Source organism: Inquilinus ginsengisoli (assembly GCF_050434925.1).
GTDB lineage: Bacteria > Pseudomonadota > Alphaproteobacteria > DSM-16000 > Inquilinaceae > Inquilinus > Inquilinus ginsengisoli_B.
In genome coordinates this window covers 6,899,226-6,911,245 of the sequence record NZ_JBNDJK010000001.1, presented here as the reverse complement: position 1 = coordinate 6,911,245, position 12,020 = coordinate 6,899,226, and the positions used below count along the sequence as shown (strand labels likewise).

The following is a 12,020-nucleotide window of genomic DNA, read 5'->3' as shown; positions in this document are numbered from 1 at the left end:
GAAAAGAACCGTCATGGCGAGCCCCGCGGGGCGTGGCCATCCAGCAGGCACCGGCCCCGACATTGCGACGACGATTCAGCTCAGTGCGATTCTGCTGGCTTATTTGTTCTTCTTTTGTTCTAATGGAGGAATGGTCGATACCAGCACAGCCGAGACTCCCTCCACCGCTTCACCGTCCACGGACGAGCGGGAGACCGAGGTGCTGTCCGGGCTGACGAAGCTCGCGGAAGATCTGGCCCGCGGCTTTCACGCCCTGGCCCTCGCCGCCCTCGCGGCCGGCGATCTCGACCGCGCCGGGACTGCGGAGACCCGCTTCAGCAGCCTGTTCCTCGGCATCCGCCGCGCCATCGCGCGCAAGGCCAGGCTGCGGCAGCAGCGGGAGCAGGCACGGCGCGAGGCCGAAGCCCGGCGCAAGGCCCGGCAGGACGAGACGGACGGCCGGCGCCAGGCCGCCGCCCAGGGCGTCGCCGCCGCCATCGCCGTGGCCCCCGGCACCGACGCCGAGGCCCAGGAGCGGTTGACCGCCGAGCTTTGGGAAAAGCTGACGGAAGACGAGCGCATCGACGTCGACCTCGCCGACACCGCCTTGCCGATCGAGGCTCTGATCGCCAGCCTGTGCCGGGCTCTCGGCCTCCCGCCCCACGGCACTCCTCCGGCCGGCGGACCTGCCGGCGCGGCGAAATCCGGGGCTGATAATGCCGGCGCTGGCCCGAAGGGCCAAGCCTCCGGCTCGACACGGCGCCGAGCCGCCTCCAGCCACGATCGCACCATCCCGGCCGAAGAATTCGGCAGGTCCGAGGGCGAGCGCGGCATCCACATCGCCGCCACCGGCGAGATCTTCATCCAGGACCGGGAGCATGCTCCGGCGCTGTCCGGGGACGACCGGCCGCCCCCCAGTACCGGGCCGCCCGCCCCAGTGCCGCCGCCCGATCCGGCTCTGCCCCAAAACCGGCACGGCTGACCGGAGGATCGGTCGCCGTGGCCGGAGGCATACGCGTGGTGTTTTCCGCAGGCGGGAGCGAGACCTTTTCAGAACTCAGCCGTTCGACTCGATCTATGCCTTTCCTCCTCCTCCCGCAAGGGGAGGGGGAGGATAAAAAGTCTATACCGGATGGATGGAGATATTCCGAAAGGGTCTCGCAAGCGGGAGAGGCAACGCGAGATTTGGGAATACCGTCGCTTCGATCCCGCGGCTCACGCCAAATCGCCGCCATCGATGCCGATGACGTGGCCGCTGACATAGGAGGCGGCGTCGCTGGCCAGGAACACCACGACGGCCGCGACCTCCTCGGGCGTGCCGGCCCGGCGCGCCGGATAGGGCGCCACCAGCTGCTCGGTCGTCACCTTCCAATCGCGCCGCACCCGCTCCAGCATCGGCGTCTCGATGGCGCCGGGGGCCAGGGCATTGATGCGCACGTCGCGGCCGTATTCCTGGGCCGCCGCCCGGGTCATGTGGATCACTGCGGCCTTGGTGGCGCCATAGGCGACGATATTCGGGAAGGCATGACGGCCGCCGATCGACGCCATGTTGATCATCGCGCCCTTGGCCTGCACCAGATGCGGCAGCTCGTATTTCATCGCGACGAAGACGCCGCGCAGGTTGGTCGCGACCTGGTCGTCGAAGCCGGCGATGTCGGTGTCGGCGATCGGCGCCGGCGGCAGGTCGATGCCGGCATTGTTGAAGGCGATGTCCAGCCGGCCCCAGCGCACCACCGTCTCGGCGACGAAGCGCTCCATCTGCGCCGCGTCGCGGACATCGGCGCGGGTATAGGCGGCGTCGCCGCCCTCCCGGCGAATGCGCGCCTCGACCTCGCGGCCCAGCGCCTCGCGCCGGCCGTTGAACGCGACCTTGGCACCGGCGCGGGCTAATGCGGCCACGGTCACGGCGCCGATGCCGGAGGTGCCGCCGGTGACGATCGCGACCTTGCCGGCCAGCACGCCCGGCGTCTCGGCGGCCGATGCTGTGCCGGAAAGAGCGGCGGCCCCGCCGGCGGCGATCGCGCCGGCCAGGACGGTGCGGCGTGGCAGTGTGGTCGGATTGGTCTCTTCCATGGTCGCCCCCTGCTGGTTGTGCAGGAGAGCCTATCGTTGACGATTAGCACAAAAAATCGGTGCTGGATTTTTGAGCTTTTAAGTTCCGGTTTATAATCGGCGCATGACCGCGTCCGATCCCTTCACCGGCCTGTCCGCCTTCCTCGCCGTGGCCGAGGCCGGCGGCTTCACGGGGGCGGCGGCGCGGCTCGGCGTGTCGCCGGCGGCGGTGAGCCAGGCGGTCAAGGCGCTGGAGGGCCGGCTCGGCACGCTGCTGTTTGTCCGGACCACGCGCCGGGTCGGGCTGACCGAGGCCGGCGCCGCGCTGCTGGCGCGGGTCGGGCCGGCGACGGCGGAGATTGTCTCGGCTATCGAGGTGGCCGGGGCGATGGGTACGGTGCCGACAGGCCTGCTGCGCCTGACCGTGCCGCGCATGGCGGTGCCGCTGGTGGTCGAGCCGGTGGTGGCGGCGCTGCGCCGCAGCCATCCGCGGGTCGCGGTCGAGATCGCGGTCGACGATGCCACAGTCGATCTCACCGCCCGCGGCTACGACGCCGGCATCCGCATCGGCGAGTACGTGGAACTCGACATGGCGGCGGTGCGGCTGACCCGCGACATCGCCTGGTCCGTGGTCGGCAGCCCGGCCTATCTCGATGCCCGGGGCCGGCCTGAGCGGCCGGAGGACCTGACCCGGCACGAGGCGATCCGCTACCGCTTCCCGACCTCCGGCGCGATCTATCGCTGGGAATTCGAGCGCGAAGGGCGCGCTCTCACGGTCGACCCGCCGGGCAGCCTGATCGTCAACGATGGCGGGCTGCTGTCCTCCTTCGCCCGGGCCGGTCTCGGGCTCTCCTATATCGCCGATATCGCGGTCGCGGTGGAACTCGCCTCCGGGGAACTGGAACAGGTGCTGCAGCCCTTCCTGCCGCGCACGCCCGGCCTGTTCCTGTACTTCCCGCGGCGGGCCCAGGACCAGCCGAAGCTGCGTGCCTTCATCGACGTGGCGCGATCCGTGCTGCGGCCGGGGCGCTGATACGAGGCGGGCTGTACCGCTTCGCTTCGTTGTCATCGTTTCGCCTCCGGCTCGAATGATCGTGAATAGTTTAAATTGTTCTTTGTTTCTGCGGTGGATGCGACCTTATTGCAGTTGAGGTCTATGAATAAATCTTCTATCGCCGATCAGGCTATGCTTGCCGTATCTGTCGGGTCTTTGTCGAATATTTTAACGAAAATGGCGTCGATCGCGGGTGTTCATGGTCGACAGGGAGGATGCGTTCCGGTTTCCACTGTCAAAGGACCCTTGGATCCGCGATGAACGAATCCAGCCCCCTGCGTTCCGACCACGTGCTGGTGGTCGAGGACGATCCCGGCACCCGATCCCTGATCGTGCGCATCCTGCGCGAGAACGGGCTGCGCGCCACCGGCGTCGGCGACGGCCGCGAGATGTGGGATTCGATCGAGACGGCGCCGGTCGACCTGCTGATCCTCGATGTCATGCTGCCGGGCGCCGACGGGCTCGACCTCTGCCGCGCCCTCCGGGCCCGGAGCCCGGTGCCGATCATCATGGTCAGCGCCCGCGGCGAGGAGATGGACCGGGTGGTCGGCCTCGAGGTCGGGGCCGACGACTACATCAGCAAGCCCTTCGGCCGGCGCGAACTGCTGGCCCGGGTGCGCGCGGCACTGCGCCGGGGCGCGGCGCTGGAGCCGTTCCCCGGCCGCTCCGCCCGCGAGGTGCTGCGCTTCGCCGGATGGGTGCTCGACCGGCGCCGCCACCGGCTGGTCGACCCCGGCGGAGCGGAGGTCGAACTGTCCGGCGCCGAGCATGACCTGCTGGTCAGCTTCCTGGAGCATTCGCAGCGCGTGATCGGGCGCGAGCGGCTGCTGGAGCTGTCGCGCTCGCGCCTCGGCAGCCCGTCGGACCGCAGCGTCGACGTGCTGGTCAGCCGGCTGCGCCGCAAGCTCGGCTCCGGCGGCACGGAGGGCGCCCTGATCCGCACCATCCGCGGCGTCGGCTACATGTTCACGGCGGATGTGGAGCACCGGTGATCCGCCGCGTCGTCTGGCCGCGCGGCCTGCTGGGCCGCCTCACTTTGCTCGTCCTGTCCGCCGTGCTGCTGCAGTTCCTCGGCGCTGCGGTGCTGCAGGAGCTGGCCGAGCGGTACAAGGCCGGCAATGTCCATGCCGACCACCTGGCCGAACGGCTCGCGATCGGCGAGCGGGCGCTGTCAAGCGTTCCGCCCGGGCAGCGGCCGCGGCTGGCGCAGGCGCTGTCCACTGCCGACCTCGCCCTGAGCTGGTCGGAGCGTCCGGCCGGAGCCGAGGAAGGCGTCGCATCACCCTGGCTGCGCGACCTGGAGGCGCGGCTGCAGAAGCGCGATTCCGGTCTGGCCGGGCGTGGCCTGATCCTGGATCGGGGAAGCGGGGAGGGGGAGCCGCATCGGGTCCGGGGCGAGCTTCGCCTCGCCGACGGCTCCGTGCTCGGCTTCGACGTGACCCGGCTGCAGCACGGCCTGCCCGACCTGCTGCGCAGTCTGCTCTCCACCGCGCTGCTGGCCAGCTGCCTGCTGATGGCGGCGCCGCTGCTGGTCCGCGCGCTCGGGGCGCCGCTGCGCCAGCTGGTGCGGGCGGCGGATGCGATCGGCCGGGGCCGGCCGGTCCCGGTCGCGGTCGAAGGGCCGATGGAGGTGCGCCGCCTGGCCCGGGCCCTCAACGCCATGCAGGATCGGCTGGCCCGGCTGATCGCCGACCAGACCCAGGCCCTGGCCGCCGTGTCACACGATTTGCGCACGCCGATCGGCCGGCTGCGCCTGCGCACCGACCTGCTGGAGGACCGGCCGGTCCAGGCCGAGATGCAGGCCGATCTCGACGAGATGGAGCAGATGGTCGGCTCGGTGCTGGCCTATCTCAAGGGTGACGCCGACCCGGAGCCGCCGCGCGCGGTCGACCTCGTGGCATTGCTGACCACGCTGGTCGACGCCGCCGCCGATGCCGGGCAGGACGTCGTCTATCAAGGGCCGGATCGCGCCGTGCTGCACGCCCGGCCGCTGGGGTTGAAGCGCGCCTTCGCCAACCTGATCGACAATGCGGTCGCCTATGGCGGCGCGGCGCGGGTCGTGTTGCGTTGCAGCGAAATCGATATGGCGATCGCCGTCTCGGATGACGGCCCTGGCATCCCAGAGGCCGAGCTGGCGCGGGTGCTGGAGCCGTTCCAGCGCATCGAAGGATCGCGCAGCCGCGCGACCGGCGGCGTCGGACTCGGCCTGGCCATTGCCGTTCAGGTGGTGGAGCGCGAGGGCGGACGGCTGTCGCTGATCAACCGGCCGGGCGGCGGGCTGACCGCGGAGGTCACCCTGCCGAGGCGCTGAAACACTTTGTCACGAGCCGTTCGCACATGCGAAAAACAGGAATCCCATCCTCTCGGTGCAAGACCCTCGCTCATGCATTGGAGGCCAAGGATGGACGACCTCTTCCTCGGGATGGCGCGGTTCCGCGCCGAGATCTTCCCGCAGCAGCAGCCGCTCTACCGCAAGCTCGCGACCGACGGCCAGCAGCCCCAGGCGCTGGTGATCTCCTGCGCCGATTCCCGGGTGGTGCCGGAGCTGATCACCCAGAGCGGCCCGGGCCAGATCTTCTGCTGCCGCAACGCCGGCAACATCGTACCGCCCTTCTCCCAGGCCAATGGCGGCGTGTCCTCGGCGATCGAATACGCGGTGGTGGCGCTCGGCGTCCGCGACATCGTGGTCTGCGGCCATTCCGACTGCGGCGCGATGAAGGCCCTGCTGCACCCCGAGGTGCTGCAGGACATGCCGAACGTCGCCGCCTGGCTGCGCCACAGCCACGCCGCCCACCGGGTGGTGTGCGAGGCCTATCCGCCGGACCGCGGCGAACCCGAGACGCTGCGCGCGCTGGCGCTGGAGAATGTGGTGGCGCAGTTGAACCACCTGCGCACCCATCCCTCGGTCGCGGCCAGGATCGCCCAGGGGCGGCTGCGCCTGCACGGCTGGTTCTTCGAGCTCGAGACCGGCGAAACCCTGGCCTATGACGGCGCCGCCGGCCGCTTCGGCCGGCTCGACGACACGGGCGGCCTGCCGGTCGCGCTGCCGCCGATGCCGCGCCTGGCGGCGGAGTAGGCGGCATGGCGCGTTTCCTTCCATCCTCGCTGGCGCGCGACCTGCCGGCTTCGATCGTCGTCGTCCTGGTCGCCCTGCCGCTGTGCATGGGCATCGCCGTCGCCTCCGGCGTGCCGGCGGAGAAGGGGCTGGTGACCGGCATCATCGGCGGCCTCGTCGTCGGCTTGCTGGCCGGATCGCCGCTGCAGGTCAGCGGCCCGGCCGCGGGTCTCGCGGTGATCGTGTTCCAGCTGGTGCAGGATTTCGGGCTGGCGATGCTGGGCCCGATCCTGGTGCTGGCCGGGCTGCTGCAGCTCGGCGCCGGCGTGCTGCGCCTGGGCAAGTGGTTCCGCGCCATCTCGCCCGCGGTGGTGCACGGCATGCTGGCCGGCATCGGCGTGCTGATCGTGGCGGCGCAGCTGCAGGTGCTGTTCGGCCGGGCGCCGCTGCCGGACGGGCTGCAGAACCTGGCGGCGATCCCGGCGGCGTTGCTCAGCCTGCTGCCGCTGCAATGGTCGTCCGCAACCGCGGCGGTGCTGGCCGGCGGCGCCACCATCCTGGCGATGGTGCTGTGGGAAAAGCTGCGGCCGCAATCGCTCCGCCTCATCCCCGGTGCCCTGGTCGGCGTCGTCGCCGGGACCGTCCTCACCGTGGCCCTGTCACTGCCGGTCCAGCGGGTGGACGTACCCGATGCGATCCTCACCAGCATCTCGGTCCCGACCATGGCCGACCTGTCGCGGCTGGGCGAAAGCGGCATCCTGGCCGCCGCACTGGTCATCGCCGTGATCGCCAGCGCCGAGACGCTGCTCTCCGCCGCCGCGGTCGACCGGATGCACGACGGCGTGCGCACGAACTACGACCGCGAGCTGTCGGCCCAGGGCGTCGGCAACCTGCTGTGCGGCCTGGCCGGCGCCCTGCCGATGACCGGGGTGATCGTGCGCAGCTCGGCCAATGTCCAGGCCGGCGCCGCCACGCGGCTGTCGACGATCCTGCACGGCGCCTGGATCCTGGCCGCCGTCGCCCTGCTGCCCTGGCTGCTGCGCGAGGTGCCGATGGCGTCGCTGGCCGGCGTGCTGGTGGTCACCGGCTGGCGGCTGGTCAGCCTGAAGCATGTGCGCGAGCTGCTGCATCGGCACGGCGTGCTGCCGGCGGCGATCTGGGCGGCCACGGTGGTCATGGTGGTGGCGACCGATCTGCTGACCGGCGTCCTGGTCGGGCTGGCGCTGTCGCTGCTGGAGGTGCTGCCGCATCTGCGCCGCATGCCGCTGCGCATCCGGCGCCGGGACCTGCCCTCCGGCGAGGCCGAGCTGCGGCTGGAGGGGGCGGCCACCTTCCTGCAGCTGCCGGCCCTCTTGCGGGCGCTGGAGGCCCTGCCGCCCGGCGCGACGGTCCGGCTCGATGCCGGCGGGCTGGCCCAGATCGACCACACCAGCATGGAGATGATCGCCGACTGGGCCGAGCGTCGGGCCGCGCCGGTCGAGCTGCAGGCGCCGCCGGCCCAGCCGCACGGCCAGCGCCTGGCGGCGGCGCTCAGGGCCTGAGGCTCTTACCGCCGTGCGATGAGGTCCTTCAGCCCGTTGGCGATCTGCTGCTGCAGGAACGGCTTGGTCCACACCGGGCGGCCGCGATGCAGCAGCTCGATCTCCGACTCAGACCGGCCGGTGACGAAGGCGAAGGGGATGCCGCGCTCATCGAGGACGTCGGCAGCGGCATAGACCTCCGTGCGGCCGAGGCCGATATCGAGGATTGCTGCATCCAGCCGCTCCGAACTGGCGATCCGGACCGCCTCGCGCAGCGTGCTGACCGGACCGACGACCTCGAGGCCGGCAGACAGTGCGATGTCCTCGAGCATCGCCGCGATCCAGGTGTCGTCCTCGACGATCAGCACCCGGGGCGGGGGCTCACGGCTCTCCATGCCACCTCCACTGGCCTGTGGTTTTCATCTCATCAACAGCAGATGATGAGAAACATATCCACAGGAAGGGCAATGGATGAGCCGGAGCCCGGCTCTCCGCCCGTTACGACATGATCAGGCCGCCGTCGACATTGATGGTCTGGCCGGTGATGTAGGCGGCGTCGTCGCTGGCCAGGAAGGCGACCAGACCGGCCACGTCCTCGCCGCTGCCGGCGCGGCCCATCGGGATGCCGCGGACCCATTCCGCCATCAGCTCGCCCGGCTTGTAATCGCCTAGCAGCCTGCCCCAGGCGGCGTCATTGTAAGCCCACATATCGGTGTCGATGATGCCGGGGCAGAAGGCGTTCACGGTGATGCCCTCCTTCGCCACCTCCTTGGCCAGGCTCTGGGTCACGCCGACCACGCCGAACTTCGAGGCGGCGTAATGCGGCGTGAAGACGAAGCCCTGCCGCGCCTGGCCGGAAGCGGTGTTGATCAGCCGGCCGCCGCTGCCATGCTTGCGGATCCGGCGGATCGCCTCCTGGCAGCACAGGAAGACGCCCTTGGTGTTGACCGCCAGCACCTTGTCCCATTCCGCCTCGGTCATGTCCTCGATCCGGGCGATGGTGATCACCCCGGCGTTCTGGATCGAGATGTCGACCTTGCCGAACTGCCGCTCCGCCTCGTCATAGAGGGCCGCGACCTGGGTCGGGTCGGTGACGTCGGCGACGAAGGACGCTGTGCGGCCGCCCTCCTGCGCGATCCGGGCCGCGGCGTCGGCGACGCTCGGCTCATTGGCCACCAGCAGCACGGAGGCGCCCTCGGCGGCGAAGCGGCGGGCGATGGCGGCGCCGATGCCGCGGCTGGCGCCGGTGATGACGACGGTCTTGTCGGTGAAGCGGGGCATGGGGTCTCTCCCGGATGTGTTTCTAGCGGGCGAAGTCGTTGTCGGACTGGGCCAGCAGCTTCTCCGCCGTGAAGCGGTCGGTGATCAGGGTGTTGATATGGCGGCCCAGCAGGGCGCCGCGGATCGCCGCCACCTTGCGGGCGCCGCCGGCGACGCCGACGATGCGGGGGACGGTGCCGATCTCGTCGAGCGACATCGAGATCACCCGCTCGTCCAGCGGCGTCTGGACCGGGGCGCCATAGGCGCCGAAGAAGCGCAGGCAGATGTCGCCGACGCCGCCGGCCTGGGCCACCGCCTCCAGCTCCTCGCCGGTGAAGACGTTGCCGCTGTTGGCCAGCATCTTCGACGGCTCGACTGCGCCGATGCCGACCAGCGCCAGGGTGATGCGCCGCCACTGCTCGATCGTCGCCCGGACATAAGGATCGGCCAAGAGAGCGCGTTTCGCCGAGGCCGACCCGGCGACGCCGGGGGCGGGGAGGAGCTGGGGTTGCGACCCGGTCAGCTGGGCCAGGCGGGTGGTCAGGTGGGTGGCGTGGCCCTGCACCGCGGGGTTGCCCATGCCGCCCAGCATCTGCACCACCCGCTCGGCCGTAATCCGTTTCAGCGGGTTGATGGCATCGACCATGCGCAGCAGCGACGCGCTCCAGGACGAGATGCCGATCACCTCGCCGGGGTCCAGCGTGGTCTCCAGGAAATGCGCCGCGGCGTCGCCGATGCCGGCCAGGATCGATTCCTCGCGGTCCTCGCCGCATTCGGCGACGATCGCCTCGGTCAGGCCGAAGCGCTCGCGCAGTCCCGTCTCCAGGTCGACATAGGTGCCGCGCGGCGCGTTGATGGTGATGCGGACGATGGATTCGTCCTCGGCCCGCTTCAGCAGCCGCGAGATCGTGGCCTGCGAGATGTGCAGCCGCTGCGAGATGTCGGACTGCTTCAGCCGGTCGACATAGTACATCTGCGCCACCCGGGTGATCAGGCGAAGCTCGTTGGTGCGGCTCATCGGCAGGCGGCCTCGATCGTCTGGTGCCGGTTCGGCTGAATCGAATTTTTATGCATCACGAATTTATTATTCAGACGCTAACTGATGCCCGGTCAAGCGGAAAGCTGCGCGTCCTAGCCAAGCCTATCCGCGAATTTTCTCCTATTTCCGTCCTTTGGGCGGACCGTTGGACTGAGCGGCTTGACGCAGTTTCGACTCATGGATAGCATGAATTTAAATCTGAGTATGAATAATTATTCAATCCGGAGGAGCGGTGCTCGACCCCAAGCCCCCATTCGTTCCCGACACGGTCCTCGACGTGGCACGCATCGCCGCGGCGGACGGGGCCGGGCGGGCGCGCCTCCTGGCCGGGGCGGCGGCGGAGATCCGCGGCTCTGTCCTGCGCATGATCGGGCAGGCCGGCCTCGGCCATGTCGGCGGCGACCTGTCGGTGACCGACATCCTGGCGACGCTGTTCTTCGGCGTGCTCGACCTCGATCCCGCCAACCCGACGCGGCCCGACCGCGACCGCTTCATCCTCAGCAAGGGCCACTGCGCCGCGGCGCTGTACAGCACGCTGGCGCTGCGCGGCTTCATCCCGACGGATCTGCTGGGCAGCTTCATGAAGCCTCTGTCGGTGCTGAACGGCCATCCGAACCGGCGCAAGGTGCCGGGGGTGGAGGCGAACACCGGCCCCCTCGGCCACGGCCTGCCGATCGGCGTCGGCAGCGCCATCGCGGCGCGGCTGAGCGGGTCCGAGTGGCGGACCTTCGTCGTGCTCGGCGACGGCGAGCTGCAGGAGGGCAGCAACTGGGAGGCGGCGATGTCCGCCGGCCATCGCGGGCTGGACAACCTGACCGCCATCGTCGACCGCAACCGGCTGCAGCAGGGCGCCCGCACCGAGGACACCAGCCGGCTGGAGCCGCTGGCCGACAAGTGGCGCGCCTTCGGCTGGGAGGTGATCGAGCTGGACGGCCACGACCACGCCGCGCTGTGGGCCGCCTTCACCGCCGCGCCGGCCAGCAAACCGCGCTGCGTCATCGCCCGCACGATCAAGGGGAAGGGCGTGTCCTTCATGGAAGACCGGGTGGAGTGGCACCACAAGGTGCCGTCGCCGGCGCAGATCGAGCAGGCCCTGGCGGAGGTTGCGCGATGAGCGCCGATGTCGTCGCCAAGGCCGGCACCTTCGACTGCCGCAAGGCCTTCGCCGAGACCCTGACCGAGCTGGCGCGGACCGACCGGCGGATCGTCGCCGTGTGCAACGACTCCGTCGGCTCCAGCAACCTGACCGGCTTCGCGGCCGAGTTCCCCGACCGGCTGGTCAATGTCGGCATCGCCGAGCAGGCCATGGTCGGGGTCGCCGCCGGCCTGGCCAATGGCGGGTTCGTGCCCTTCGTCTGCGCCGCCTCGCCCTTCCTGACCGGCCGGGCGCTGGAGCAGATCAAGGCCGACGCGGCCTACAGCTACCACCCGATCGTGCTGTGCGGCATGAGCCCGGGCATGGCCTATGGCGAGCTGGGGCCGACCCATCACTCGATCGAGGACCTGGCCTGGACTAGGGCGATCCCGGACCTGACCGTGATGGTGCCGGCCGACCCGGCCCAGACCCGCGCCGCAGTGCGCTGGGCCGCGGATGCCGGCCGCCCGGTGTTCCTGCGCATCGGCCGCTTCCCGGTGCCGGAGGTGACGCCGGCCGGGTCCAGCTTCGACGGCGGCGCGACGCAGCAGCTGCGCGACGGCGGCGACGTCACGCTGGTGGCGACCGGCACCATGGTGTCGCGGGCGCTGGAGGCGGCGGAGCTTCTGGCCGGCGAAGGGGTTCAAGCCCGTGTGCTGAACGTCGCCACCCTCAAGCCGCTCGACCCCGAGCCGCTGCTGCGCGCCGCAGCCGAGACCGGCCGCATCGTCACCGTCGAGGAGGCGGTGGTGCAGGGCGGCCTCGGCGGCGCGGTGGCCGAGATCGTGGTGCAGGGCCGGCCGGTGCCGATGCGCATCCTTGGCGTCACCGGCTTCGCCCCGACCGGCAGCGCCGCCTTCCTGCTGGATCATTTCGGGCTCAACGCGGTCGGCATCGCCGCCGCCGCCCGTGAGCTGGTGGGCTGA

12 protein-coding genes are annotated in these 12,020 nt (G+C 70.5%); 8 read left to right on the top strand and 4 right to left on the bottom strand.

The window, feature by feature from the left end; genetic code table 11:
- Positions 1 to 13 precede the first annotated feature (13 nt).
- The gene (locus QFZ27_RS32600; RefSeq protein ID WP_429230619.1) at positions 14 to 961 is read left to right on the top strand and encodes a hypothetical protein; all 948 of its coding nucleotides are present in this window, start codon (positions 14 to 16) and stop codon (positions 959 to 961) included.
- Between the two features lie 233 nt (positions 962 to 1,194).
- On the opposite strand, the gene QFZ27_RS32595 is transcribed toward QFZ27_RS32600, so the two are convergent.
- Complete coding sequence (locus QFZ27_RS32595; RefSeq protein ID WP_429230618.1) at positions 1,195 to 2,052, bottom strand: SDR family NAD(P)-dependent oxidoreductase; 858 nt, start codon at positions 2,050 to 2,052, stop codon at positions 1,195 to 1,197.
- Between the two features lie 103 nt (positions 2,053 to 2,155).
- Here QFZ27_RS32595 and QFZ27_RS32590 point away from each other — a divergent pair, with 103 nt between their 5' ends.
- The 5 genes from QFZ27_RS32590 (at position 2,156) to QFZ27_RS32570 (ending at position 7,681) form a co-directional block, all read left to right on the top strand.
- Positions 2,156 to 3,064 (top strand): LysR family transcriptional regulator, encoded by a 909-nt coding sequence (locus QFZ27_RS32590; RefSeq protein WP_429230617.1) that lies wholly within the window; start codon positions 2,156 to 2,158, stop codon positions 3,062 to 3,064.
- 278 nt (positions 3,065 to 3,342) lie between these two features.
- Entirely contained in the window at positions 3,343 to 4,077 is a 735-nt protein-coding gene (locus tag QFZ27_RS32585) for a response regulator transcription factor (RefSeq protein ID WP_429230616.1), read from the top strand.
- The gene (locus tag QFZ27_RS32580; RefSeq protein WP_429230615.1) at positions 4,074 to 5,396 is read left to right on the top strand and encodes an ATP-binding protein; all 1,323 of its coding nucleotides are present in this window, start codon (positions 4,074 to 4,076) and stop codon (positions 5,394 to 5,396) included. Before QFZ27_RS32585 ends, QFZ27_RS32580 begins: the two co-directional genes overlap by 4 nt.
- 90 nt (positions 5,397 to 5,486) lie before the next feature.
- Entirely contained in the window at positions 5,487 to 6,161 is a 675-nt protein-coding gene (locus tag QFZ27_RS32575) for a carbonic anhydrase (protein WP_429230614.1), read from the top strand.
- Positions 6,162 to 6,166: 5 nt separating this feature from the next.
- Entirely contained in the window at positions 6,167 to 7,681 is a 1,515-nt protein-coding gene (locus QFZ27_RS32570; protein WP_429230613.1) for a SulP family inorganic anion transporter, read from the top strand.
- Positions 7,682 to 7,686: 5 nt separating this feature from the next.
- On the opposite strand, the gene QFZ27_RS32565 is transcribed toward QFZ27_RS32570, so the two are convergent.
- From QFZ27_RS32565 to QFZ27_RS32555, 3 genes are all read right to left on the bottom strand, one after another.
- The gene (locus QFZ27_RS32565) at positions 7,687 to 8,055 is read right to left on the bottom strand and encodes a response regulator (protein WP_429230612.1); all 369 of its coding nucleotides are present in this window, start codon (positions 8,053 to 8,055) and stop codon (positions 7,687 to 7,689) included.
- Between the two features lie 103 nt (positions 8,056 to 8,158).
- Positions 8,159 to 8,941 (bottom strand): SDR family oxidoreductase, encoded by a 783-nt coding sequence (locus QFZ27_RS32560; protein ID WP_429230611.1) that lies wholly within the window; start codon positions 8,939 to 8,941, stop codon positions 8,159 to 8,161.
- Between the two features lie 22 nt (positions 8,942 to 8,963).
- Complete coding sequence (locus tag QFZ27_RS32555) at positions 8,964 to 9,938, bottom strand: sugar-binding transcriptional regulator (protein ID WP_429230610.1); 975 nt, start codon at positions 9,936 to 9,938, stop codon at positions 8,964 to 8,966.
- Between the two features lie 253 nt (positions 9,939 to 10,191).
- Here QFZ27_RS32555 and QFZ27_RS32550 point away from each other — a divergent pair, with 253 nt between their 5' ends.
- Both QFZ27_RS32550 and QFZ27_RS32545 read left to right on the top strand, forming a co-directional pair.
- Positions 10,192 to 11,073: a transketolase gene (locus QFZ27_RS32550; RefSeq protein ID WP_429230609.1), complete on the top strand. Its 882-nt coding sequence runs from the start codon at positions 10,192 to 10,194 to the stop codon at positions 11,071 to 11,073.
- The gene (locus tag QFZ27_RS32545) at positions 11,070 to 12,020 is read left to right on the top strand and encodes a transketolase family protein (protein ID WP_429230608.1); all 951 of its coding nucleotides are present in this window, start codon (positions 11,070 to 11,072) and stop codon (positions 12,018 to 12,020) included. The genes QFZ27_RS32550 and QFZ27_RS32545 overlap by 4 nt, the downstream gene beginning before the upstream one ends.

Coding starts and splice junctions, on each gene's coding strand:
- QFZ27_RS32545 (WP_429230608.1), top strand. CDS start 11,070: ATGAGCGCCGATGTCGTCGCCAAGGCCGGCACCTTCGACTGCCGCAAG.
- QFZ27_RS32560 (WP_429230611.1), bottom strand. CDS start 8,941: ATGCCCCGCTTCACCGACAAGACCGTCGTCATCACCGGCGCCAGCCGC.
- QFZ27_RS32585 (WP_429230616.1), top strand. CDS start 3,343: ATGAACGAATCCAGCCCCCTGCGTTCCGACCACGTGCTGGTGGTCGAG.
- QFZ27_RS32575 (WP_429230614.1), top strand. CDS start 5,487: ATGGACGACCTCTTCCTCGGGATGGCGCGGTTCCGCGCCGAGATCTTC.
- QFZ27_RS32570 (WP_429230613.1), top strand. CDS start 6,167: ATGGCGCGTTTCCTTCCATCCTCGCTGGCGCGCGACCTGCCGGCTTCG.
- QFZ27_RS32565 (WP_429230612.1), bottom strand. CDS start 8,055: ATGGAGAGCCGTGAGCCCCCGCCCCGGGTGCTGATCGTCGAGGACGAC.
- QFZ27_RS32590 (WP_429230617.1), top strand. CDS start 2,156: ATGACCGCGTCCGATCCCTTCACCGGCCTGTCCGCCTTCCTCGCCGTG.
- QFZ27_RS32600 (WP_429230619.1), top strand. CDS start 14: ATGGCGAGCCCCGCGGGGCGTGGCCATCCAGCAGGCACCGGCCCCGAC.
- QFZ27_RS32555 (WP_429230610.1), bottom strand. CDS start 9,938: ATGAGCCGCACCAACGAGCTTCGCCTGATCACCCGGGTGGCGCAGATG.
- QFZ27_RS32595 (WP_429230618.1), bottom strand. CDS start 2,052: ATGGAAGAGACCAATCCGACCACACTGCCACGCCGCACCGTCCTGGCC.